Annotated in this window: 22 protein-coding genes and 1 tRNA gene; 8 read left to right on the plus strand and 15 right to left on the minus strand. The window is 70.9% G+C overall.

Going from position 1 to position 23,316, the window contains the following annotated elements; translation table 11 throughout:
* The 6 genes from ACXDC7_RS01770 to ACXDC7_RS01795 form a co-directional block, all read right to left on the minus strand.
* Complete coding sequence (locus ACXDC7_RS01770; RefSeq protein WP_459220974.1) at positions 1-495, minus strand: tripartite tricarboxylate transporter TctB family protein; 495 nt, start codon at positions 493-495, stop codon at positions 1-3.
* A complete protein-coding gene (locus ACXDC7_RS01775) occupies positions 492-1,463 on the minus strand; it encodes a tripartite tricarboxylate transporter substrate binding protein (protein WP_179445102.1) in 972 nt (323 codons plus the stop codon). Before ACXDC7_RS01775 ends, ACXDC7_RS01770 begins: the two co-directional genes overlap by 4 nt.
* A 34-nt stretch (positions 1,464-1,497) precedes the next feature.
* Positions 1,498-2,502, minus strand: a complete 1,005-nt coding sequence (locus ACXDC7_RS01780) for a 4-hydroxythreonine-4-phosphate dehydrogenase PdxA (RefSeq protein WP_179445101.1) — start codon at positions 2,500-2,502, stop codon at positions 1,498-1,500.
* Complete coding sequence (locus ACXDC7_RS01785; RefSeq protein WP_218843801.1) at positions 2,499-3,467, minus strand: TIM barrel protein; 969 nt, start codon at positions 3,465-3,467, stop codon at positions 2,499-2,501. Before ACXDC7_RS01785 ends, ACXDC7_RS01780 begins: the two co-directional genes overlap by 4 nt.
* 59 nt (positions 3,468-3,526) lie before the next feature.
* The gene (locus ACXDC7_RS01790; RefSeq protein ID WP_179445100.1) at positions 3,527-4,195 is read right to left on the minus strand and encodes a GntR family transcriptional regulator; all 669 of its coding nucleotides are present in this window, start codon (positions 4,193-4,195) and stop codon (positions 3,527-3,529) included.
* Positions 4,196-4,269: 74 nt separating this feature from the next.
* On the minus strand, positions 4,270-4,503 hold the full coding sequence (locus ACXDC7_RS01795) for an SHOCT domain-containing protein (RefSeq protein WP_218843800.1): 234 nt from the start codon (positions 4,501-4,503) through the stop codon (positions 4,270-4,272).
* A gap of 211 nt (positions 4,504-4,714) precedes the next feature.
* Here ACXDC7_RS01795 and ACXDC7_RS01800 point away from each other — a divergent pair, with 211 nt between their 5' ends.
* Positions 4,715-5,989 (plus strand): sensor histidine kinase, encoded by a 1,275-nt coding sequence (locus tag ACXDC7_RS01800; RefSeq protein ID WP_459220975.1) that lies wholly within the window; start codon positions 4,715-4,717, stop codon positions 5,987-5,989.
* Positions 5,986-6,639 (plus strand): response regulator, encoded by a 654-nt coding sequence (locus tag ACXDC7_RS01805; RefSeq protein WP_179445097.1) that lies wholly within the window; start codon positions 5,986-5,988, stop codon positions 6,637-6,639. The genes ACXDC7_RS01800 and ACXDC7_RS01805 overlap by 4 nt, the downstream gene beginning before the upstream one ends.
* 3 nt (positions 6,640-6,642) lie before the next feature.
* On the opposite strand, the gene lhgO is transcribed toward ACXDC7_RS01805, so the two are convergent.
* Genes lhgO through ACXDC7_RS01820 form a run of 3 tightly spaced genes read right to left on the minus strand, consistent with a single transcriptional unit; the run spans position 6,643 to position 10,176 of the window.
* Positions 6,643-7,833, minus strand: coding sequence for an L-2-hydroxyglutarate oxidase (lhgO, locus tag ACXDC7_RS01810; protein ID WP_459220976.1), 1,191 nt, complete (start codon positions 7,831-7,833; stop codon positions 6,643-6,645).
* Between the two features lie 23 nt (positions 7,834-7,856).
* Positions 7,857-8,798 (minus strand): acetamidase/formamidase family protein, encoded by a 942-nt coding sequence (locus tag ACXDC7_RS01815; protein WP_179445095.1) that lies wholly within the window; start codon positions 8,796-8,798, stop codon positions 7,857-7,859.
* Positions 8,791-10,176, minus strand: a complete 1,386-nt coding sequence (locus ACXDC7_RS01820) for an APC family permease (protein ID WP_459220977.1) — start codon at positions 10,174-10,176, stop codon at positions 8,791-8,793. Before ACXDC7_RS01820 ends, ACXDC7_RS01815 begins: the two co-directional genes overlap by 8 nt.
* Before the next feature lie 97 nt (positions 10,177-10,273).
* Between ACXDC7_RS01820 and ACXDC7_RS01825 the strand changes: the two genes are divergently transcribed.
* Both ACXDC7_RS01825 and ACXDC7_RS01830 read left to right on the plus strand, forming a co-directional pair.
* The gene (locus ACXDC7_RS01825) at positions 10,274-10,996 is read left to right on the plus strand and encodes a FadR/GntR family transcriptional regulator (protein ID WP_459222791.1); all 723 of its coding nucleotides are present in this window, start codon (positions 10,274-10,276) and stop codon (positions 10,994-10,996) included.
* Between the two features lie 30 nt (positions 10,997-11,026).
* Entirely contained in the window at positions 11,027-11,941 is a 915-nt protein-coding gene (locus tag ACXDC7_RS01830) for a hypothetical protein (protein WP_459220978.1), read from the plus strand.
* Between the two features lie 83 nt (positions 11,942-12,024).
* On the opposite strand, the gene ACXDC7_RS01835 is transcribed toward ACXDC7_RS01830, so the two are convergent.
* The 6 genes from ACXDC7_RS01835 to ACXDC7_RS01860 all read right to left on the minus strand — a co-directional run bounded on the left by ACXDC7_RS01835 (position 12,025) and on the right by ACXDC7_RS01860 (position 17,146).
* Positions 12,025-12,567, minus strand: coding sequence for a hypothetical protein (locus ACXDC7_RS01835; RefSeq protein WP_459220979.1), 543 nt, complete (start codon positions 12,565-12,567; stop codon positions 12,025-12,027).
* A gap of 145 nt (positions 12,568-12,712) precedes the next feature.
* Positions 12,713-12,795 (minus strand) — tRNA-Leu (locus tag ACXDC7_RS01840).
* Positions 12,796-12,863: 68 nt separating this feature from the next.
* Positions 12,864-14,321 carry an L-fucose/L-arabinose isomerase family protein gene (locus ACXDC7_RS01845; RefSeq protein WP_179445087.1) on the minus strand — a complete coding sequence of 486 codons (1,458 nt, stop codon included), beginning with the start codon at positions 14,319-14,321 and terminating at the stop codon, positions 12,864-12,866.
* On the minus strand, positions 14,318-15,628 hold the full coding sequence (locus ACXDC7_RS01850; RefSeq protein ID WP_459220980.1) for an MFS transporter: 1,311 nt from the start codon (positions 15,626-15,628) through the stop codon (positions 14,318-14,320). Before ACXDC7_RS01850 ends, ACXDC7_RS01845 begins: the two co-directional genes overlap by 4 nt.
* A gap of 49 nt (positions 15,629-15,677) precedes the next feature.
* Positions 15,678-16,040 carry an L-rhamnose mutarotase gene (locus tag ACXDC7_RS01855; protein ID WP_459220981.1) on the minus strand — a complete coding sequence of 121 codons (363 nt, stop codon included), beginning with the start codon at positions 16,038-16,040 and terminating at the stop codon, positions 15,678-15,680.
* Positions 16,041-16,138: 98 nt separating this feature from the next.
* A complete protein-coding gene (locus tag ACXDC7_RS01860) occupies positions 16,139-17,146 on the minus strand; it encodes a LacI family DNA-binding transcriptional regulator (protein ID WP_179445084.1) in 1,008 nt (335 codons plus the stop codon).
* A gap of 98 nt (positions 17,147-17,244) precedes the next feature.
* Between ACXDC7_RS01860 and rhaI the strand changes: the two genes are divergently transcribed.
* From rhaI to ACXDC7_RS01880, 4 genes are all read left to right on the plus strand, one after another.
* Positions 17,245-18,435, plus strand: coding sequence for an L-rhamnose isomerase (gene rhaI, locus ACXDC7_RS01865; RefSeq protein WP_179445083.1), 1,191 nt, complete (start codon positions 17,245-17,247; stop codon positions 18,433-18,435).
* Positions 18,436-18,494: 59 nt separating this feature from the next.
* Positions 18,495-20,531 carry a bifunctional aldolase/short-chain dehydrogenase gene (locus ACXDC7_RS01870; RefSeq protein WP_459220982.1) on the plus strand — a complete coding sequence of 679 codons (2,037 nt, stop codon included), beginning with the start codon at positions 18,495-18,497 and terminating at the stop codon, positions 20,529-20,531.
* Positions 20,532-20,543: 12 nt separating this feature from the next.
* Complete coding sequence (locus ACXDC7_RS01875) at positions 20,544-21,953, plus strand: rhamnulokinase (RefSeq protein WP_459220983.1); 1,410 nt, start codon at positions 20,544-20,546, stop codon at positions 21,951-21,953.
* 64 nt (positions 21,954-22,017) lie between these two features.
* Complete coding sequence (locus ACXDC7_RS01880; RefSeq protein ID WP_459220984.1) at positions 22,018-23,250, plus strand: DUF480 domain-containing protein; 1,233 nt, start codon at positions 22,018-22,020, stop codon at positions 23,248-23,250.
* The last annotated feature ends 66 nt before the right edge of the window (positions 23,251-23,316 follow it).

Consider the following 23,316-nt stretch of genomic DNA (forward strand, 5'->3'; position numbering starts at 1 on the left):
TCAGCTCCCCCACAAGATTCCGGTCGGGAACGGCACCCCGAGGAACTTCTCGAAGACCGCCCAGACGGCGGCCATCACCACGACGGCGACCAGCGCTGCCTGCCACCAGCGACGCCGCTCGACGAGCAGCAGTACGGCGAAGATGAACAGCGTGAAGGCGATCATGAAACCGATGAAGTAGCCGACGATCACCGTGCCGAAGAGCAGTCCGACGACCGCGGCGAGCTGGCGGTTGCGTCGGGCCTGGCTGCGCCCTTCGGAGTCGATGTCGGGTACGCCGCCGCCGGCCGCGGCGCCGGCGCGGCTCGTGACGACGAAGTCGGCGACGGCGAGCACGGCCACCAGGGCGCCGGCGAGCGCCGGCAGCAGGCCGGGACCCACGCGCCCCTCGTCGTCGGTCAGGCCGTAACCGAGCCCGGCGATCACTGCGTACCCGCCGATGATCACCAGCAGTGCGGTCACCGCGCCGCGGGCGCGGTGCTGGATCGCGTTCATCGGGCCAACACCTCGCTCAGCGTGGCGTTGGAATCGTCGAGGAAGGCGCGGAAGTCGTCGCCGTAGGAGACATTCGGCTGCATCAGGTTCTCGTCGATGTAGGCCCGGTAGCCCGGGGTCTGTTCGTACTTGCGTGCCGCGTCGATCCAGTAGGTGCGGGCCTCCTCGGAGATGCCGCCGGGAGCGATCACGCTGCGGAACTGGGCGAATGCCACGTCGATGCCCTGCTCCTTCGCGGTCGGCACGTCCTTCAGCCGGTCGTCGGTGTAGCGCTCCTCCGAGGTCGCGCAGAGCGCCTTCAGGTCGCCGGACTCGAGTTGTCCGATCACCTCGCTGGGGCTGAGATTGGCGATCTGGATCTGGCCGCCGAGCAGCGCCGCGATCAGCTCGCCGCCGGACTCGAACGGCACCCGGTCGAACGTGACACCCTGGTCCTGTTCGATCAGCCGGAAGATCACCTCGTCGTGGCTGGTCGCGCCCGAGACACCGGCGAACATGTCCCGCTGGCGTACCGCATCGATCACGTCCGGACAGGTCTGGTACGGCGCATCGGCGGGGACGACGAGAAGGGTGTAGTCATCGCCGAGCTTCATGATCGGTGTGAACTTGGTGTAGTCGAACTGCACGTCCTGGGTCAGCGGCAGCGCCAGCAGCGCGGTCTCCGCGGGTAGCAGGACATTGCCGTTTCCGCGCTTGCCGAGGAAATAGGAGTACCCGACCGCGCCGGAGCCGCCCTCGCGATTCTCGACGGTGATCGTCGAGCCGGTGATCTCCTCCAGTCCGGAGGCGATCGCGCGGCCGGACGCGTCGCTGCCGCCGCCCGCGCCGAAGGGGACGAGCATGGTCACCGGTCCGCCGGGTATGAAGCGGCCGGTGGCGCCGCCGGCGCTGCCGCTGCAGGCGGCCAGCGCGATGGTCGTCAGTGCTGCCGCGGCCGCGACCGCCAGACGTCGTGCGATGGTGGACATCGTTGTCTCCCTGAGGCTTCTGCGGAGGTGTGGGTCAGGTGCGGGCGGCGGCGCGGGGGCGGCTGGCAACCGCGCGGGCGACCTCAAGGGCCCGCAGGTAGGCGCCGGGGTTCGCCTCGCCGCGACCGACGATGTTGAACGCCGTGCCGTGCGCGGGGGTGCAGACCGGGACGCTGAGCCCGCCGGCCATGGTCACACCGCGGTCGAAGCCGGTCAGCTTCATCGCGATCTGGCCCTGATCGTGATACATGGTCAGGACACCGTCGAACTCGCGGTGCTGCAGGGCCCGGATGAAGATGGTGTCGCTCGGGATGGGCCCTTCGACACGGATTCCGGCCTCTCGCAGCGCGGCGACGGCGGGCGCGATCAGGTCGCCCTCCTCGCTACCGTAGTTGCCGTTGTCGCCGGCGTGCGGGTTCAGGGCGCACACGCCGATCCGCGGGTCCGCGGTGCCGTCCGCGACCAGGACGTCACGCAGCAGCGTGGCCCGCTCGATGATCAACTGCTCGGTGATCGCGGCGGCCACCTTCGAGAGCGGGATGTGCGAGGTGACCCGGGCGGTGGTCAGCTCGGGCAGGATGTTCAGCTCGGTCGCGCGCGTGCCGTCGTCGAGAACGGTCTCGAACCAGTCCATCTCGTCGCGGCCGGGCATCTCGGCCAGGTGCAGCGAGGTCTTGTTCAGCGGCGCGAAGACCACGGCATCCGCGAGACCCTCCCGGACGAGCTCGAAGGCACGACGGAAGTTGGCGAGCACCCACTCGCCACCCTCCCGGCTCGCCTGCGCCCGGGGAAACCCCTGCTCGGGACGGGACGCGCCGTTGTCGATGAGCAGTGGGACCCCGGGCTGCGGTGAACGCGACCACGGGAACTCGACACCGGCGTCGGCCTGGGCCTGGGCAAGCTCGGCCTCGTCGGAGACCAGCAGATGGTCGGCGGCGCCCCGGACCCGCTCGTCGGCGAGCGCCTTGGCGACCAGTTCGGGGCCGACGCCGGCGGGGTCGCCGAGGATCAGCGCGATGCGCGGCTTGGTGGTGGTCATGCGTCCTCCCGGGTCGTGGGCAACGTGGCGATCAGGGATGCCAGGTATTCGCGATTGGCGGCCGCGACGCCGAGGCTGTCGCCGCCGTAGTGTTCGCAGGCGATCGGCCCTCGGTAGCCGGCCGCGTCGGCCATCGCGATCACGTCGCGGTAGTTGATCAGGCCGTCGCGCAGGGTGCTGGGCATCGAGGTGGCCCACGAGCCGTCACCGGCCTCGTCGCGCTGGTAGTTCTTGGCGTGCCAGTAGACGGCGTGCGGCAGGGTACGCCGGTAGGCCTCCCGCCAGTCCTCCACCGGCCGGTGCAGCCGGATCAGGTTGCCGACATCGGGATTCAGGCCGATCCCGTCGTGGTCCAGATCCTCGATCAGGCGTACCGCGTCCTCGGCGGTGCCGAGCAGGGTGTCCTCGTACAGCTCGAGCGCGAGTTTCATCCCCAGCTCGACGCAGTGATCGGCCAGCTCGCGCAGCCGCCGCACGGCGAGCGCCCGGGTCTGCGGGTCGGTCGGGTCCACCGGTCCCGGAGCGGTCCAGAACCACAGGGCGCGCTGCTGCGCGGGGGTCAGCGGGCGGTGCAGGCCGGTGGAGTAGATCGGCACCCCGAGCGCGGCCGCCGCGTCGATCGCGCGGTGGTGGTAGGCGAGATTGTCGGCCGAGCTCTCGGGATCGATGACGCTGCGACGCTGGATGTGCACCGCGCAGGCGTCGAGATGAGCCTCCTTGACCGCTTGGCCGAGCGCCGTGACCGCAGCGGGGTCGAGGTCGCCGATCGGCAACCAGATGTCGCCGAGTTCGAGGTGGTCGAAGCCGAGACCGCGGACCTTGGCCAGCTCGGCGAGCCAGAAGTCGGGGCCCGCATCGGCGACCGGGCGGCCGTGCCCGTCGACGGTCGCGAGCCCGAGCGAGCAGGCGGCCAGTGGCCACGGTGGCGTCTTCGGCATCGCGTTGGTCCCTTCGTCGGAATACACCGAGCATATTTCCTATAGGATCTGTGATTGTCAAGAGGCCGTGATCCCGATCCGCCGACTCAGTCGCTCTCCCGCCGCGCCCGCCGGCGTACCCCTTCCATGTGTGCACGCATCGCGTCGGCGGCGCCATCGCCACCGGCCTCGAATGCCGCCAGGATCGCGGCGTGCTCGGCAAGCGCCTCGGCGAGGTCGTAGTGCTCGGTGATGATCGTCTGCCGCATCCGGTGTACGTGGGCACCCAGATCGTCGGCCATCTGGGAGAGGAACCGGTTGGCCGCATGATCGAGAATCACCCGGTGGAATGCCCAATCGGCCTCGAAGATCTTGCGATGACCGGAATGATCATCCGCGACCGGTTCGGCGAGCAGCGCCGCGTGCTGCTCGTGGACCTCGCGCAGGGCTGGGGCGAGATCGACGGCTCCGCGCGCGGCCCGCTCAGCCGCGGCCACCTCCAGCAGCTCGCGCATCTCCAGCAGTTCGTCCATCTGGGCGCGGGTCAGTTGCTCCGCGACGCGATAGCCCTTCAGCGCGACGCGCTCGACGAGCCCCGTCCGCTCCAGCAGCACGAGGGCCTCGCGGACCGGTGTCTGCGAGACGTCGAGGTCTCGCGCCAGGCCGTCGATGCTCAGTCGCATACCGGGCGCCAACCGGGTCTCCAGCAGCATCGTCAGCAGACGCTCGTGCACCGCATCGCGCAATCCGCGCCGCTCGATCCCCGGCTCAGCCATGCCCGGAACGATAGCGAGCCGACCGGGCCGACGCCGGGTCCATGATCGAAACACCGACCCGGCGCCGTGCTCGGTCAGCGATTCGCGCCGCCCCGGCGACGGCCGTCGTCGGCGCCAGGATTCCAGTTGAGCACGCTGGCGCGCTCCAGGAACTCGTCGGACGAGATGTCGCCGCGGGCGAACCGCTCGGCGAGGATGGTGCGGGCATCGGCCTCCGGGCGGGCGGCCCAGGGCGGCGCCCCGAGCTTGCCGTTGCGGGCCAGGAAGAAGATCACCAGCGCGGCGGCGATCAGCAGCAGACAGAACATGAGTCCTCCAACGATGGGAAAGATGGGCGGGCCGGGAAAGTGACCCAGGCCGTCGAAACCGTGCGGTGTGTGTCGCATGCCAGAAGCGTCGCGCGGCGCGGGCGAGGAATCGTCAGCCCGGCGACGACACCTGCGCTACGTCCGGTGACGTAGCCGCGGCTACGCCCCTGCTCCGACGCGCGGCCCGGCGTGGCGAAATAGGCTCGGCGACGTGCACAGCGACCCAGCGGCCATGTCCGCCCCGGCCGGGCCGCGCGAGAACCGGGCCGTCCTCGTCGATGTCGCGCTCGCGCTGGTCATCGGCTGGATCCTCGGCGCCGCCGCCCAGGTGGCCCACTGGTCCGGACAGCTCGCGCCCGGGCGGCGCCACGGGCCAGACCAGACAGGGCCGGGTCCCACCGGCAACGAGGCTGGCCACGACTGGCCGCGCTGGGCCGAGGGCATGGGCCAACCGCCGCCCGGGGTGCCCTGGCCCGCGTTGATCGCCGCGGTGGTGATCCTGCTGGCCGTGGCGCTGCGCCGGGCGTACCCGCGTGCCGCGTTCGCCGGTGCGCTGGTCGGCGCGATCGGCTATGTCGCCGCCGGCGCCCCGTTCCCGGTGACCTTGATCCCGCTGGCGCTGTGCGGGTACGCCGTCGCGGGGCGCGAGCCGTTGCTGCGTTGGCTGCCGATCGGGGTGCTGGTGCTGCCGCTGGCAGTCGCCGGCTGGTGGCAGGAGGCGGCGGTCGGGCTCACCGAGCCCGGTCCGTACGGGGTGTTGTTGATCACCGCCGCCGTGCTCGCCAGCGCGACGATGCTGGCGCTGCTCCGGCGAGCGCGACGCGATGCGCACGACCGCGAGCGCCGCGAGGAGCTTCGCCAGGCGGCCCTCGGCGAGCGGCTGCGAGTCGCCCGCGAGGTGCACGACATCGTCGGGCACAGCCTGTCGGTGATCTCGCTGCAGGCGGGCGTCGCGCTGCGAGTGCTGGAGCGCCGGCCCGACGAGGCGGCCGCGGCGCTGCGCGCCATCCGCGGATCCAGCACCAGCGCGCTGACCGAGCTGCGGCAGACGATCGCCGCCTTCCGCGACGACCCCGGCCGCGGGCCGACCGCGCCGCCGCCCGGCCTGGACCGGGTGGACGAGCTGGCCGCCGCGCTGCGGGCCGCCGGCCGCGAGGTGACCGTCGAGCGGTGGCCGGACCCACTCGGTCCGCTGCCTGCCAGCATCGAACTGGCCGCCTTCCGGATCGTGCAGGAGTCGCTGACCAATGTGGTCCGGCACACCGACCGGGCCGGGGCGGCGGTGCTGCTGCGGCGTACCGGCGACGAACTGCTTGTCGAGGTGGCCGATGACGGGCCGCCGTTGGCCGCCGAACCGACGCCGGGCGGCGGCCTGCACGGGATGCGCGAGCGCGCCGAGGGCGCCGGCGGGACGTTCGCGGCGCGCCGCGGCGAGCGCGGCGGCTGGGTGGTCTCCGCGCGGCTGCCGATCGGGGAGGCCCCATGATCCAGATCGTGGTGGTCGATGATCAGCCGCTGATCCGGATGGGCCTGCGGGTACTGATCGACAGCGAGGACGACCTGGCACTCGCCGGCGAGGCCGGGGACGGCCGCGCGGCACTGGAAGTCGTCCGCCGGGTACGCCCGGATGTGATCTTGATGGACATCCGGATGCCCGGGATGGACGGTCTCGCCGCGCTCCGCGAGATCACGGCCGACCCCGCGCTGGCCACCACCCGGGTGATCATCCTGACCACCTTCGAGCTGGACGAGTACGTCTTCGCCGCCCTGCAGGCCGGGGCCGCGGGATTCTGCATCAAGGACGACGATCCCGAGGAACTGCTGCGCGCGGTACGCACGGTCGCCGCGGGCGAGTCGCTGCTCTCGCCGTCGGTGACCCGCCGGGTGATCGCCACCTTCGCGGGCCGGCCGAGCGCGCCGGTCGCGCGGAGTCCTCAGCTCGCCGAACTGACCGATCGCGAGCGGGAGGTGCTCGGACTGATCGGCGAGGGCTGCAACAACGACGAGATCGCCGAACGGCTCGTGATCAGCAAGGCGACGGCCCGCACGCATGTCAGCCGGGCCATGATCAAGCTCGGCGCGCGCGACCGGGCCCAGATGGTGATCATTGCCTACCAGGCGGGGCTGGTCGGCTAGAGCTCACGCCCGCCCGGCGACCAGTCCAGCGAGGTGCCGGCCGATCTGCACGCTCGCGGTGGCCGCGGGCGAGGGGGCATTGACGACGTGGGTGATCCGGGGGCGGGAGATGATCACGAAGTCATCGCTCGGCGTACCGTCGCGCAGCACGAGCTGTGCCCGGACCCCGGCCGGGCTGCGAACGAGGTCCCCCGGCGCGACCTCGGGCAGCATTCGGCGTACCCCGGCCAGGAACGCGGGCGGGACCAGCGAGCGGGTGGTCTCGGCGATGCCGTAGCGCAGGTGCCGGCGGGCGAGCCGCCAGAACCCGGGGAAGCGCAACGTGTCGGCGAGCTCGCGCGGCGCCAGATCACGCCGGCGATAGCCCTCGCGGGCCAGGGCGAGCACGGCGTTCGGACCGACGTGGACGTGCCCGTCGAAGCCGCGGGTCAGGTGGATGCCGAGGAACGGCAGATCCGGATCGGGCACCGGATAGACGAGGCCGTTGACGAGTTCTGGCCGGCGCAGCGTCCAGTACTCGCCCCGGAACGGCACGATCCGCAGCCGGCGGCGCTCGTCGTCGGGCAGCAGGCGGTCGCTGTACAGGCCGGAGCAGTTGATCACGTGATCGACGGCGATCTCGCCGCGGGTGGTCTGCAGCATCACGCCGCGGTCGGTCTCCAGCAGGCCGGTGACGGTTTCACCGAGGCGCAGGGTCGCGCCGCGATCGGTCAGTTCGGCGGCGAAGGCGCGGGCCAGGCCGGCGAAGTCGGCGACGCCGGTGGAGTCGACCAGCAGTGCACCGACGCAGACCAGGTGGGGTTCTCGCTCCCGGGCCTCGCCCGGGGTGATCTCGCGGACGGGTACGCCGTTGGCTCGCCCGCGTTCGGCCAATGCGCGCATCCGGGGCAGCTCGTCCGGGCGGGTGGCGACGACGAGCTTGCCGGTACGCCGGGCGGTCACCCCGAGCTCGGCGCAGAGCTCGAGCAGTGTCTGCGCGGCCTCGGTCGCGAAGCGGGCCTTCAGGCTGCCGGGTCGGTAGTACAGGCCGCTGTGGATGACCCCGGAGTTGTGGCCGGTCTGGTGCCGGGCCCAGCCGTCCTCCTTCTCCACGAGCACCACGCGATGGCCGCGGTCGGCGAGGGCCCGGGCGGTGCTCAGGCCGACGATGCCGCCGCCGATGATGCCGATCCTCGACGATTCCGGTTGCGCCACGGGGGCAAGAATAGGGCCCGGAATCAGCGGGGCAGGTGCCGCTTCGCGATGCGGGCCAGGGTGACGGCGCCGACCGCGCGCAACGGGTGCAGCGGATCCGGGTCGGCGGACCCGGTCGGACCCCCGAGCTCGGTGTGGGCGAGCGCGCTCATGATCACGTAGGCGTCGTTCCGGTCGAGCCCGTGCTCGGTGGTCAGCACGTCGAACAGCGACTCATAGGCCATCGTGATCGAGTCCTGGACCGGATCGCCCAGGCCAACGCAGACGATCTCGTCGCCGGTGTCCACCCGGGCCGCGCGGAGCGGAGCGAGACCGGCCCCGTCCTTGATCAGGTCGATCGTCACGCTGGCCCGGCCGGCGGCCTCGATGGCGATGAAGGACGACTCGCCCCTGCTCATCACCGCGTGCAGGTCGCCGATCGACAGCAGCGCGCCCGGCACCTGCACCGGCAGGTAGACCGTCGAGCCCGGGCGGGCGTCGGTGAGGTCCATGTTGCCCCCGGACGGGTAGCTCGGCATCACCGTCGACATCTCGCCATCGGCCGGCGCCACGCCGATGCAGCCGATCATCGGCGCGAACTCACAGGCCACCGCGTCGGTCAGTTGGACCCGGCCGTCGACGAGCGGCACCCGGCGTACCATCCACTCCTCGCCCATCGGGCCGGCCAGGGCGCCCACCCCCGGGATGTAGATCGACCAGCCGTATTCACCGAAGGTGATCTCCTCGATCTTCACGGCCAGCACGTCGCCGGGCTCGGCACCGGTCACGAACACGGGGCCGGTCACCGGATTCAGCGGCGCGTCGACCGCGGCGAGGTCGCGACGCTCCTCCATCTGGGCATATGCCGCATCATCGGTCTCGAAGGTGACGGTCTCGCCGGTCCCGGGCGCCACGGTCAGCACCGGTTCGCGGTCGGCGCGGAAGCCGGGGTAGGAACGGTCGCGGGTGATCAACAGGTCAGGCACTGGAGTCCTCCGTGGTTGCGGCGTGCTCGGGCAGGATCGAGGTTCCGTTGCGACGGTAGTAGAACATCACGACGACGCCGATCGCGAGCCAGACCAGGCCGCCGATCTTGGCCATCGGATCGGCGTTGATCAACACGAACCCGATGATGCAGAAGCCGACGATCGGCACCAACCAGTGCAACACGACGTTGCGCGAGTGCTTCCGCACGCCGTAGTAGGCGATCACCGAGACGTGCAGCAGCAAGAAGGCGGTCAGCGCGCCGAAGTTGACCAGCGCGGAGATCAGGTCGATCTGGCCGACGAAGAACAACCCGGCCACCAGGGTGATCCCGGCGATCAGGAAAATCGCTCGTTGGGGCACCTTGGTACGCGGGTTCACCTTGGCCAGGCCGGAGGGGAGCTGGCCGTCGCGGGCCATCGAGAACAGCAGTCGCGAGGTCGCGCTCTGGGCGGCGATGCAGTTGGCGATGCCGACCGCGAGCGCGTTCATGGCCAGGAAGGCGATCTCCCAGCCGGGGCTGGAGATGGACCCGACGATGCCGAAGAACGCGTTGTTGGTCTCGTCCTCGCTGAACTGGGTACGCCCGGGCACCAGAAGCGCCGCCAGCCAGGTCTGGGTGACGAAGAAGGTCGCGACGAGGATCAGGCCGCTGATCATGGCGATGCCGGCGGAGCGGCGCCCGCCCTTGGCCTCCTCGGAGAGGGTGGCGATCCCGTCGAAGCCGAGGAAACTGAGGACGGCGATGGACAGTGCGGCCGCGGCGAGCGCCGGGCTGAACTCGGCCGGGTTGAACAGCGGGGTGGTGGTGAAGCTGGCCCCGTTGACGCCGCGAGAGATGGCGGCGACGGCCATCACGACGAAGATCACCACGAAGATCAGTTCGGCGGCGAGGAAGATCCGGTTCACCACGGCGGTGAACGAGATGCCGAGATAGTTGATCACGGTGTTGATGCCCAGGAAGACGACGATCCACAGCGGCTTGGGCACTGCCGGGAAGATGCCCGACATCGACTCGGCGGCGAAGACGTAGAGCAGGGTCGGCACCAGCAGGTAGTCGAGCAGGATCGTCCAGCCGGCCAGGAATCCCAGCCGTGGGTCGAGGCCGCGGCCGACATAGGAGTAGACGGAGCCGGCGATCGGGAAGGCCCGAGACATCTGGGCGTACGAGATCGCGGTGAAGATCATCGCCGCCAGGCCGATCAGATAGACCAGCGGGACCATGCCCCTGGACTCGTTGAAGACGACGCCGAAGATGGCCCACGGCGCGATCGGCACCATGAAGACGAGGCCGTAGACGATCAGGTCCGCGGTCGACAGCGTGCGGTTCAGTTCCTGTCGATAGCCGAACTCGGCCAGTTCGGAGCCGTTCCTGCTCATTCCGCCTCCATCGAAAATGGTCTGCCAAGTAGTCCTATTGCGCGTAAAGGTATGGCATCTGGGCCATTTTGAGAAGAGCGACTAGAGTCACCGCGTGATGGAGCTCGGGAAGCCGGCCGTGTCGGGCGAGATCGCGCGCCGGTTGATCACGGCGATCAGCGTGGGCGCCTACTCGCCGGGCGAGCGGTTGCCGGCCGAGCGGGAGTTCGCCCAGCGGCTGGGGATCGCCCGGGACACCCTGCGCCAGGCGTTGCGCGAGGTCGCGGCGCTCGGGCTGGTCGAGGTACGCCGGGGTCGCGCGGGCGGCACCTATGTGACGATGCTCGACTGGGCCACGATCGCACCCCAGGTCGCCAAACACACCCTGGAGAACGAGTTGCCGACGATGCGGCAACTGTTCGACTTCCGTTGCCTGATCGAGGGCACCATCGCCCGGGCCGCGGCGCAGCGGCGCACGGCCCGCGACCTGACCAAGATCAATCGACTGTTGGCAGAGTTCCGCGCGTCGGATTCGATGATCACCGCGCGCACCCTGGACCGCCGACTGCACGGCGCGATCACCGCCGCGGCGCGCAATGAGCACCTGACCGACCTCAGCGCCCGACTGACGGCCCGCGTGACCCTTGGATTCGGCGCGGAACCCTACGAGCAGGGGTTCTTCGACCGGGCGCTGGCCGATCACGTGCGGCTGGTGGAGCTGATCAGCGCCGGCGACGCCGATGCGGCCGATCGCTGCGCGACCGAGCACTTCCGGATCACGTTGGAAACCATGCAGGCCGCGTTGCGCCGGGCGGTCCGCGCGTCGAACACCGGATCGTGAGACCGGTGCCGCCCGTGCGAGTCTGGGAGGGTGGCGTACCGGTACCAGAACCTGACGTCGGCGATCGCCGACCGGTCCTCGCCCCTGCGCCAGTATCTGGACGCGGAGTTCCCGCATGTGGCGCCGGTGCAGCGGGCGTACCGGGAATCCTCGGGCCCATTGCTCGTGGACGGTACGCCGGGCGTCGACCCCGCAACGCTCGGCGCGGCATTCGACCTGCGGCTGCGCTTCGTGCTGGCGCCCGATCAGGTGCCGGTCCAGGCGATGCAGGCCTTCCAGCGCAGCGCCGCGGCCGTCGAGGTGATCGGCGAGGTGGCCGACGCGGCCGCCGCCGCGCGCTCGGGCGATGAGGAGCTGCTGAGCCGCGCGACCTGGGCGCTGGCGCTGTGCGTGGAGGTGTACCGGTCGGGGCTGCGGCGCGGGTCGGTGCTGGAGCGGGTGATCGCGGGCGGCCGGTTCACCCCCGAGGTCCTGCTGGAGCTGGCGCCGCCGGGAGCGCTGCGGCAGCAGGCGAGGCTCGGTGAGGTCGCCGGGCAGGAACTGCTGCCGCAGCTGTCCGGGCGGGTGGCGGTTGGCCCGACCTTCGACGGGTCGGCGTACTGCCCCGCCGATGCCGACCTGATCAGCGGCGACCTGCTGCTCGAGATCAAGACGCGGCTTGGCGTACCGGACCGCAGGAGCGGGCAGCGCCACGACCGGCTGAGCGCGGCGGACCTGTATCAACTGCTGGGGTACGCGCTGTTCGATCACTCCGATGCCTACGCGATCCGGCGGCTCGGGCTCTACTCCGCGCGCTACGGGCACCTGGCCGAGTGGGGGCTCGGCGCGCTGGCGAACGAGTTGGCCGGGCGACCGGTGGACCTCGCCGCCGAGCGGGCCCGGGTCTGGGAAATGCTGGGGTCCCCGCAGGGCGGCGCATCGGAGCCTCGCGGCCGTGGCGCCTGATGTTCCACTCGGGAGGGCCCGTTCCGCGGCCGACGGCGCAATCGCGCGGCGCGGACCGGCCGGTCCGCGCCGAGTGGAGCATCTCAGGCGCCGCCGGGATGCCCGGGGAGCTCCACCCCGGCCCGCAGCAGGACGCCCCGCCCGTCGCGACGCCACTGCCGCTCGCTCGCGTCGGTGTAGGTCATCGCAGACACCTGCCAGGTGGGCTTCTTCATGATCGGGCGGATGAGCCAGTCCTGTCGCAACTGCTCGATGTCATCGGGAAATCCCCAGTGATAGCGGTCGGCTTCGCGGCGCTCCACGTAGAAGGTGCCCGGAGGCAGGATCGTCAGGCGCAACCGCGGTTCGGGCTGTCCGTCCTGACGCGTGGCGAAAATCTCCACCGAGTAGACCGGGGCATCGGACAGGTTGACGATGACCATCCCGCGGCCGACCACCTCCCCGGAGGCGGGATCCACCGCAACGGCCACCCAGCCGAAGACACGGGTGGCCTGCGCGCGCTCGGCCTGCTCCCTGGCCTTGTCATCCCGGGCCTGCTCGATCCGGTAGACACCGCGCGCCGTCAACGCCGCCCAGAAGGCCGCGCCGAGCGCGAACACGGACGTCACCGCGGTCAGCCACTCCATCAATCGCCCCAATCGATTCCGATTCGAGCCCCTGCGTCAGGATGCCAGAGCGGCCGGAGACAGAACGCAAAACTCCCGACCGGATCGTTCCCGGTCGGGAGTGACTGAAGCCCCGTTGTTGCTTCTTTGTCTGCTTGTTTGTTTGTGCGCGAGAGAGGATTTGAACCTCCACGCCCTTTCGGACACTGCCACCTGAAGACAGCGCGTCTGCCGTTCCGCCACTCGCGCGTGCTCATCCCTGAGCGAGGACACACGTTAGCAGACCGCGCGCGCCTCCCCAATTCTCGCCGGGGATCTCACACCCCGCGGTAGGCGCAGCCGAGCAGTTCGGCGGCCGCGCGCAGCGTTGCCGCGTGGTGCCCGGTGGTCAGCACCCAGTGGTGTCCCGTGCCCGTGGCCGACCAGTCGTCGACCCACTCACCCGGGTCGCGGCCGAAGTGGACCCGCGAGGTGGTGTTGCCGATCCGCATCAGCGGCCCGGGAACCACCTCGCCCTGCGCCGCAATGAAGGTCAGCGAGCCGTCGCGCTCCTGGCCGAGGGAGAAGGTGGTCACGGGCCCGGCCGTCACGTCGAACTCGACCGAGACCCCGTAGCCGCGCTTGCCGTGGTAGACGCCGAGCCCGCGCAGCAGCGGCTGCCGCGAGGCGACCCGCAGGTGTGCCGGACCGTCGTGGCCCATCTCGACGACATCGTCGTCGAAGTTCAGCGCCTGCAGCTCGGTGAAGGAGCCACCGGCGCCGAGAGCCTCGGCGATCAGCATGGCGACGCTGGTCCGCAGTTCGTACTCCCCCGCTGCCGGTACGCCGCGCGCGGTGAGCAGCGATGCACCAAGAATCATCCCCGCCCCGAGCCGCTCGTGCAGCTCGCCGGCCAGGCCGCGGTGGTAGTAGGCCAGCGAGTCCAGCGAGAAGTCGTCGACCAGCCGGTCGAGGCCCAGCGAGACACGCGCCGCCCAGTCCAGATCGCCCGGGTCGACCGAGCCGTCCAGCTCGAAGATCGACGAGGCCGCGGCAACCCGCTCGGCGGCGGCCGCGTCGTCGACCTCCGCGACCCGTTCGCGTAGGTCGTCGAACTCCAGCACCTCGACATGGCTGCCGAAGGTCGCCGGGAGCCGGGTCAGATCGGTCGACACGTCGAGCATCCCCGGATACAGGTGCCCCATCAGGCCGTGCCGGGCCCGGCGCAGCGCGGCGCGCGCCTTCGCTGCCCGCAGCCAGGCGTCGATCCGGGCCCACGCCCGATCCGACCCGAGGTGGCCGGTGACCGAGCGGAAGTCGATGCCGGCCCGCCGGAAGACGCTCGCCACCTCGGGCACCGAGCACTGACCGCAGTAGGCCAGCCACTCCCCCGTGCCGAACCGCGCGTGATCCATCCGCGGCCCGGGCTGCAGGTCGATGATCAACACCGGCGCGCCCGCCTGCTGCGCGATCGGCAGGACCATGTCGCTGGTCAGGTAGGTGGCGAGATTGATCACCACCAGATCGCAGTCCGCGGCCCGCAGGCGCGCGGCCGCCGCCCGGCCCTCGGTCGCGTCGGAGATGAACCCCGCGTCCACGACGCGGGCATCGGCCTCGGTGAACCGGCGGACGATCTCGGTCTGGGCACGCTGCAGCTCGGGCAGCAACTCCGGGAACTGCGGCCAGTACGCCCCGAGCCCGCCGCCGACGATGCCGATCACCGGCTGCGGGAAGTCGCGGCGGCGTACCAGCGGATCGCCCGATTCCGGCACGTCGAGCCGCTCGGTGGCCGTCATCGGGCCGCACCCGCGGTGTTGCCCCGAGCCTCGAGATTCTCCCCGTACCGTTCGAACTCGATCTGCTCCAGGCTCTTGCCTTGAGTGTTCGGCGCGAACAGCACGCCGATCAGCAACGCCACGACGAGCAGCGCGATCATGATCACACCGACGAACGGTACGCCGCGGGTGGCGAGCAGCGTCGGGAACCAGTAGCTCAACAGGCCGACCACGATGCGGGCCAGGCAGAACAGCACGCCCTGCGCGCTGGCCCGGTAGCGGGTGGCGAACAGCTCGGCCGTCCACAGGCCGTAGAACGCCTGCGCGCCGATGCCCGCGGAGACGCCCCAGAGCACGGCGAAGGCGATCAGCATCGGGCCGGTGACGTGGGCGAAGACGAGGATCAACCAGGCCGCAACACCGAGTGCCGCGCCGATGCCGTAGAGCAGGCGGCGGCTCATCCGGTCGGCGAGCAGCATGAAGCCGAAGTAGGTCGCGGCGACGGTGCAGCCCCACAGCAGCACCTGCAACAGATTCTGGGTGGTGGGGCTCTCCACTCCCGCGGTCTCGTAGACCCGAGGCATGAAGATGCCCATCTGGCCCGCCACCGCGCCCCAGATGGCGTACACGCCGAACAGGAAGATCAACGCGGTGATGTTCTGTTTGCGGCTGAGCAGCGCCTTCAGGCCGGCGAGCGGCGACATGGACACGCCGGGCCGGCGGCTCTCGGACCAGATCCGCGATTCCGCAAGCCCGCGGCGCACCCACCAGGTGATGAACGCGACCACGAACAGGTGCGCGAAGATCAACCGGCTGCCGAACAGACCGAGCGGAACCAGCACGGTCGCGATGGCGAAGACCAGGAACGGTCCGAGCGACCAGGCGAGCTGGGCCATCCCGACATGACGAGCGCGCTGCTCGGCCGGCGCTTCCTCGGCGATGTAGGTCCACGCGACCGGTACGCCGGCGCCGACCGCGATGCCGGTCAGCAGCACGCCGACGATCAGCATCCATGGCGCAACCGCGAAGATCACAAAGGCCGTGCCGATCATGTAGAGCACAAGATCATAGGTGTAGATGAACTTACGTCCGAACCGATCGCCGAGCGGCCCGCCGATCAGCGCGCCGATCGCCGAACCGAACGCGTTCGCGCTGATCGCCGCGATGAATCCCACCGCGAGGTTGTCGAAGCCGAAGTACTCCTGCCAGAAGGTCAGGCTGGTCGCCAACGCGATGATCGAACCGGCCTCGATGTAGTTCGACATCGCGACCGCGATCGTCGCGCGCCAGCCGCGCAGCCTGGCCTTCGCAGGTTGGTTTGTGCTCATCTCGACACGTCCTTGTGTTTCGACCAGAGGTTCTGGTGTTGGGGCTGATTCAGGCGAGGTGGAAGTAGATCGGCAAGAACTCGGGACCGGTGCCCGGCACGAAGTACCTACCCATCGACTCCTGCCATCGGGCATTGATCTGTGAGCCGGCCATCGCCGCGACCGCGGCCTCGGCGTCGTCGGCCTCGAAGTAGCCGACGACGAGACCGTCGGCCTCGCGGATGAACAACGAGTAGTTGCGCCAGCCGGCCGCGCTGAGCGCCTCGAGCATCTCCGGCCAGACCCGTTGGTGCTCGGCGACGTAGTCCTCGATGGCCTCCGGGCGGATCCGCAACAGCAGGCAGGCCCGCCCCCGAGCGGTCTCCGACGAGACGGCCGTCCGCGCGTTCGCCACGGTCCAGGACCGCGTCATCGCAGCCTCCCTCCCTCGGATGCGCCGACGCTAACGGAAATATTGAGTCGTTTCAATAGGCGATCCGGAGCCGCCGTCCGCGGCGGTGGTGAGACCCCTCAGCCGGGCGGTGCGGCCGAGGCGCGCACCACGAGCTCGGGGGTGAACAGGATCTGCCGGGGACGCCCGCGCTCCAGCAACAGGCCGGCCGCCTCGGCTCCCATCCGGTAAGTCGGTTGGCGTACCGAGGTGAGCGGCACGGCGAGCTCGCCGGCGAAGGCGACGTCGTCGTAGCCGACCACCGAGAGGTCCGCGGGAACGGACACCGCCCGCTCGCGGGCGGCTCGCATCACGCCCAACGCGAGCAGGTCGTTGACACAGAACACGGCGGTCAGCTCGGGATGATCATCGAACAACTGGAGCATCGCGCCGTAGCCGTTGGCGGCATCCATCGCGGCCACCTCGATCTCGACCAGGTCGGCATCAGGGTCGCCGCCGGCCGCCGCGATCGCCTCCCGCGCGCCGTCGTGGCGATCGCGGCACTGCTTGATGTCGAGCGAGCCGTTGAGGAAGCCGATCCGCCGATGCCCGAGCCCCAGCAGGTGATCCAGCGCGATACGCCCGCCCGCGACGTCGTCGGAGGCGACCGCGTCCAGGCCCAGACCGGACGGCCGATGATCAAGGAGGACAACCCGCGTCCCCTGGTCGAGCAGGATGCCCAGATTGTCACCGGTGCCGCGCGACGGCGTGACCAGTACGCCCCGCAGGCGCTGCTGCGCGAACTGCTCCAGGACCCGGCGCTCGCGATCGGGATCGGCATCGGAGGAGCTCAGCGCCATCGTCAGTCCGGCCTCGATCAACCGGTCCTCCACGCCCCGAGCCATCTCGGTGAAGAAGGGGTTCGCGATGTCCAGTACGAGCATGCCGGCCGTCCTCGACGCTCCCTCGCGCAGTTGTCGGGCCGACGCATTCGGCACGAAGCCGAGCTCGACGATCGCCTCGTGCACCCGCTCCCGCGTTCCGGCGGAGACGATCTCGGGCCGGTTGAGCACATTGGAGACCGTGCCGACCGAGACGCCGGCAACGCGCGCCACGTCACCGATACGTGCCTTCGTCGCGTCGCCCATCACCCTCCGCTCCGGATCTTGCGGGGCCCAATCAAATCTGATTGAATCGTTTCACACCAAGTGGGCCACGCCCCACCGAGGACGACGAAGGAGCCGTCATGGCATACGCCGCCCCGGAGCTCGCCGACCTGGACCGCGCCGCGCGGGCCGCGCTGGACGCCCAGACCATCGAGCTGCCCTCGTGGGCGTTCGGCAATTCCGGTACGCGGTTCAAGGTCTTCACCAGCCCCGGCACGCCGCGCGACCCGTTCGAGAAGATCGCCGACGCCGGCCAGGTGCACGCCCACACCGGGATCGCGCCGCGGGTCTCCCTGCACATCCCGTGGGACCTGGTCGACGACTTCGGCGCGCTCGCCGCACACGCGACCGAGCACGGCGTCGCGATCGGTGCGATCAACTCCAATGTCTTCCAAGACGATGACTACAAGCTGGGTTCGCTGTGCAATCCGTCGGCCCGGGTACGCCGCAAGGCCGTCGATCACCACCTGCGCTGCATCGAGGTGATGCGGGCCACCGGCTCGACCGACCTGAAGATCTGGCTCGCCGACGGGCTCAACTACCCGGGCCAGGATGATCTTCGTCAGCGCCAGGACCGTCTCGCCGAGGGCCTCGCCGAGATCTATGCCGGGCTGGACGACGGGATGCGGCTGATCCTTGAGTACAAATTCTTCGAGCCGGCCTTCTATGCCACCGACATCCCGGACTGGGGCACCGCCCTGCTGCACTGCAGCGCGCTCGGCGAGCGCGCGAAGGTCGTGCTCGACACCGGCCACCACGCCCCCGGCACCAATATCGAGTTCATCGTCGCCCAGTTGCTGCGGGTCGACCGCCTCGGCGCCTTCGACTTCAACTCCCGCTTCTACGCCGACGACGACCTGATGGCCGGAGCCGCCGACCCGTTCCAGTTGTTCCGGATCATGCACGAGCTCGCCCGCGCCGGGGCCCTGGCGCCGGGCTCGATGATCAACTTCATGCTCGACGAGTGCCACAACATCGAGGACAAGATCCCCGGGCAGATCCGGTCCGTGCTGAACGTGCAGGAGGCCACGGCGAAGGCGCTCCTGGTCGACGCCGCCGCGCTCGCCGCCGCACAGCGCGACGGCGACGTGCTGGGCGCCAATGCCGTACTGATGGACGCCTACAACGCCGATGTGCGGGGACTGCTCGCCGACTGGCGCACCGACCGCGGGCTGCCCGCCGACCCCATGCGGGCCTTCGCCGAGTCCGGCCACCTCGCCAAGATCGCGGCCGAACGCACCGGCGGCACCCAGGCCGGCTGGGGCGCCTGAGCGCCCGGCGTACCCACCGATTCCTCCCACCGAACCGATCCGGAAGGACCCACCCGACCATGACCAACCAGGCCGTCACCGACCTGCTCGCGCGCTCCAACCGGCTCGGCTCCGACCCGCGCAACACCAACTATGCCGGCGGGAACGCGTCGGCCAAGGGCACCGAGACCGATCCCGCCACCGGCGCCGACGTCGAACTGATGTGGGTGAAGGGCTCCGGCGGCGACCTGGGTACGCTCACCGAGCCCGGCCTGGCGGTGCTGCGCCTGGACCGGCTCCGGGCCCTGACCGGCGTCTACTCCGGCGTCGAGCGCGAGGACGAGATGGTCGCCGCCTTCGACTACTGCCTGCACGGCAGGGGCGGCGCGGCGCCGTCGATCGACACGGCCATGCACGGGCTGGTGGACGCGGCCCATGTCGATCACCTGCACCCCGATGCCGGCATCGCGATCGCCACGGCCGCCGACGGTGAGCGGCTGACCGCCGAGATCTTCGGCGACAAGGTGGCGTGGGTGCCGTGGCGGCGGCCGGGATTCCAACTGGGGCTGGACATCGCCAAGATCAAGTCCGAGAATCCCCAGGCGGTCGGCGTGATCCTCGGCGGCCACGGGATCACCGCCTGGGGAGACACCTCCGCCGAGGCCGAGGCGAACTCCCTGTGGATCATCCGCACCGCCCAGGCCTATCTCGACGAGAACGGCTCCGATCAGCCCTTCGGCGCCCCCCGCGACGGGTTCGGCGCCCTGCCCGAGGATCGCCGCCGGGCCAAGGCCGCGGCCCTGGCTCCCCACCTGCGCGCGGTCGCGTCCGCCGATCGGCGGATGGTCGGCCACTTCACCGACAGCCCCGAGGTGTTGGACTTCCTCGCCGGGGAGAAGCTCGGGGCGCTGGCCGAGCTCGGCACCTCCTGCCCCGACCATTTCCTGCGGACCAAGATCAAACCGCTCGTCCTCGACCTGCCCGCCGATGCGCCGATCGAGGAATGCGTGGCGCGCCTGGCGGAGCTGCACGAGGCGTACCGGGCCGACTACCGCGCCTACTACGAGCGGCACGCGACGGCGGACTCCCCGGCCATGCGCGGCGCCGATCCGGCGATCATCCTCGTCCCCGGCGTCGGCATGTTCTCCTACGGCAAGGACAAGCAGACCGCGCGGGTGGCCGGCGAGTTCTATGTCAACGCGATCAACGTGATGCGCGGCGCCGAGTCGGTCTCGACCTACGCGCCGATCGACGAGGCGGAGAAGTTCCGGATCGAGTACTGGGCACTGGAGGAGGCCAAGCTCGCGCGGATGCCGAAGCCGCGCAGCCATGCCGGCCGGATCGCCCTGGTCACCGGAGCCGCGTCCGGGATCGGCAAGGCGATCGCCGCCCGGCTCGCCGCCGAGGGCGCATGTGTCGTGATCGCCGACCTCGATCCCGCGCAGGCGCGCGAGGCCGCTGCCGAGCTGGGCGGCCCCGACACCGCCGTCGGCGTGGCCGCCGACGTGGCCGACGCCGAGGCCGTCCGCGCCGCGGTCAACACCGCACTGCTCGCCTTCGGTGGGCTCGACCTGGTGATCAACAACGCCGGCCTGTCGATCTCCAAGCCGCTGCTGGAGACCACCGAGTCCGACTGGGACATCCAGCACGAGGTGATGGCCAAGGGCGCCTTCCTGGTCTCTCAGGCCGCGGCCCGGGCCATGATCGAACAGCGCCTCGGCGGCGACCTCGTCTACATCTCGTCGAAGAACTCGGTCTTCGCCGGCCCGAACAACATCGCCTACAGCGCCGTCAAGGCCGACCAGGCCCATCAGGTACGCCTGCTCGCCGCCGAGCTCGGCGAGCACGGCATCCGCGTCAACGGGATCAACCCCGATGGCGTCGTCCGCGGTTCGGGCATCTTCGCCGGGGGGTGGGGCGCCCAGCGCGCGGCCGTCTACGGCGTACCCGAGGACGAGCTCGGCGCGTTCTATGCCCAGCGCACGTTGCTCAAGCGAGAGGTGTTGCCCGAGCACGTGGCCAATGCCGCGGCCGCGCTCACCTCCGACGAGTTCAGCCACACCACGGGCCTGCACGTGCCGGTCGACGCCGGCGTCGCCGCGGCCTTCCTGCGCTGATCGGAGCCTGTGGTGATCAATCCCCGGGTCTTCGGCGCGATCGACATCGGGGCCTCCGGCGGCCGCGTGATGGCGGGGATCGTCGACGCCCGGCGGGTCGAGCTCGTCGCGGTGCACCGCTTCGCCAACGGGGCGGTACGCCGCGACGGCCACCTGCGCTGGGAGCTCGGCCGCCTGCTCACCGAGGTCGAGCGCGGATTGGCTGCGCTGGCCCGCGACTTCCCGCAGACCGAGTCGATCGGGATCGACACCTGGGCCGTCGACTACGGGCTGCTGGACGCGGCGGGCCGGCCGCTGGCCGATCCGATCGCCTATCGCGACGAGCGCACGGCGACCGCCGTGCCGCGCGTCGATGCCGCCGTGGACCGGGCCCGCCAGTACGCGATCAACGGCCTGCAGCACCTGCCGTTCACCACCCTCTACCAACTCGATGCCGAACGTGACGGGCCGCTGTGGGACCGCGCCGCGCACATCGTCCTGCTGCCCGATCTGATCGCCCACCACCTGACCGGGGCGCTGTCCACGGAGGCCACGAACGCCTCCACCACCGGCCTGGTCGACGTGCGCACCGGCGACTGGTCGGGCGAACTGCTCGCCGCGCTCGGGATCGATCCGGGATTGCTGCCGGCGATCGAGCAGCCCGGCACAGTGCGCGGGCGGTTGCGCCCGGAGCTGGCCCGCCGGCTGGGTCTGGGCGCCGCGGTGACCACCGTCGGCTCCCACGACACGGCCTCGGCCGTCGTGGGCGTACCGGCCGCGGATCACGATATCGCCTTCGTGTCGTCCGGTACCTGGTCGCTGGTGGGTGTCGAGTTGGACGCGCCGGTGCTGGACGAGGCCAGCCGCGCTGCCAACTTCACCAACGAGCGCGGCGTGGACGATCGGATCCGCTACCTGCGCAATGTCGGCGGGTTGTGGCTGCTGCAGGAATGCCTGCGCGCGTGGGGCGTCTCGGGTACGCCGGCCGCGCTGCTCGCCGAGGCCGGGGCGCTGCCCACGGGCGGCGGGGTGATCGACGTCGACGACGCGGAGTTCATCGCGCCGGGCGAGATGCCCGAGCGGATCGCCGCGGCGCTGCGACGCGATGGTTGGCCCGAGCCCCGCACGCGGGCCGAGACGGTGCGGGTGATCCTCGACTCCCTCGCCGGGGCCTATGCCCGGACCATCGAGCAGGCCTCGGCGCTGTCCGGGCGCCGCGTCGCGACCGTGCACGTGGTCGGCGGGGGCGCCCAGAACGAGGCGCTGTGCCGGCTCACCGCCGCGGCGACCGGCCGGGAGGTGGTGGCGGGCCCGACCGAGGCGACCGCGCTCGGCAATGTGCTCGTCCAGGCCCGCGCCCACGGCGCCGCGCCGGCGACCCTGGAGGAGATGCGCGCGGGCCTGGCGGCCGGCCAGGAGCTGCGCCGCTACGCGCCCGCCTGAGCCATCATCCCGACTGGGCCACGATCCCGACTGGCCCACGATGATGGTGGGCCACAATGATCCGGTGACCGAACTGCCCCAGCTCGACGCGGCGGAACAGCGCATCCTCGGCAGCCTGTTGGAGAAGGAGCTCACGGTCCCGGGCTCCTACCCGCTGACGCTGAACGCCGTGCGTACCGCCGCCAACCAGACCTCCAGCCGCGAACCCGTCACCGACTACGACGAGCGCACCGTCAACGAGACCCTGAAGCGGCTGCGCGATGCCGACCTCGTCACCACCACCTGGGCCGGCGCCGGCCAGCGGGCGGTGAAGTTCGCCCAGACCATCGCCCACCGTGCTGGCTGGACGCCGGCCCAGCGGGCGCTGCTGACCGTGCTGTTGCTCCGCGGCCCGCAGCCGGCAGGCGCGCTGAAGACCCGCACCGAGCGCCTGTACGCCTTCGACGACCGCGCCGCCGTCGAGACCGAGCTCGCCGCGATGGCCGCCGCCGAGCAGCCGCTGGTACGCCAACTGCCACGCCAGGCCGGGCAGCACGACCCCCGCTGGATCCACCTGCTCGGGCCGGTCGAGCACGCCGACGGCGCCGCCCCGGCCGAGCCCGCGGCCGACCTGGACACCGTGCTCGCCGCCGGCGGGCCGGCCCGCGATGACCGGGTCCGGGCCGCCTACGGCACGGTAGCCCGTTCCTATGCCGACAACTTCGACGACGAGCTCGCCGACGGCGAGCAGAGCCTGCCGTTCGAGCGTTGGCTGCTGGACCGGATCGCGGCCCTGGCCGGCGACGCGCCGATCGCCGACGCCGGCTGCGGACCGGGCCACGTCACGGCGTACCTGAATCGCCGCGGCGCGCACGCGACCGGCATCGACCTGACCGAGGAGATGGTCGAACAGGCCCGGGAGCGCCACCCCGAGGGCGACTATGCCGTCGGTGACCTGCGCCAACTGCTCCGCCCGACCGGCGCGGACGGCTGGGGCGCGGTACTCGCCTGGTACTCCCTGATCCACCTCGCCGGCTCCGAGCTCGCGCCCGCGATCGCCGCGCTGGCCCGCCCGCTGCGGCCGGGCGGTTGGCTGCTGGTCGCCCTGCACGCGGGCGCGGAGGTGATCGGCCTCGACCGCTGGTTCGGCCACGCCATCGACCTGGACTTCGTCCTGCACCCGCCGGATTCCGTCCGCGCCGCGGCCGAGGCGGCCGGGCTGACCGACATCGAGTGGTACCTGCGCGGCCCGCAGGCCGGCGAGACGACCACGCGCTACTACCTGCTCGGCCGCCGAGCGCCCGAACCCGGCGCCTGATCCGCCGCGCGGGTAGCGGCAACTGTGCCGTTCACTGCGGCCCCATTAGTATCGACGCCGGTGGGT

This window comes from Naumannella huperziae (assembly GCF_054073625.1).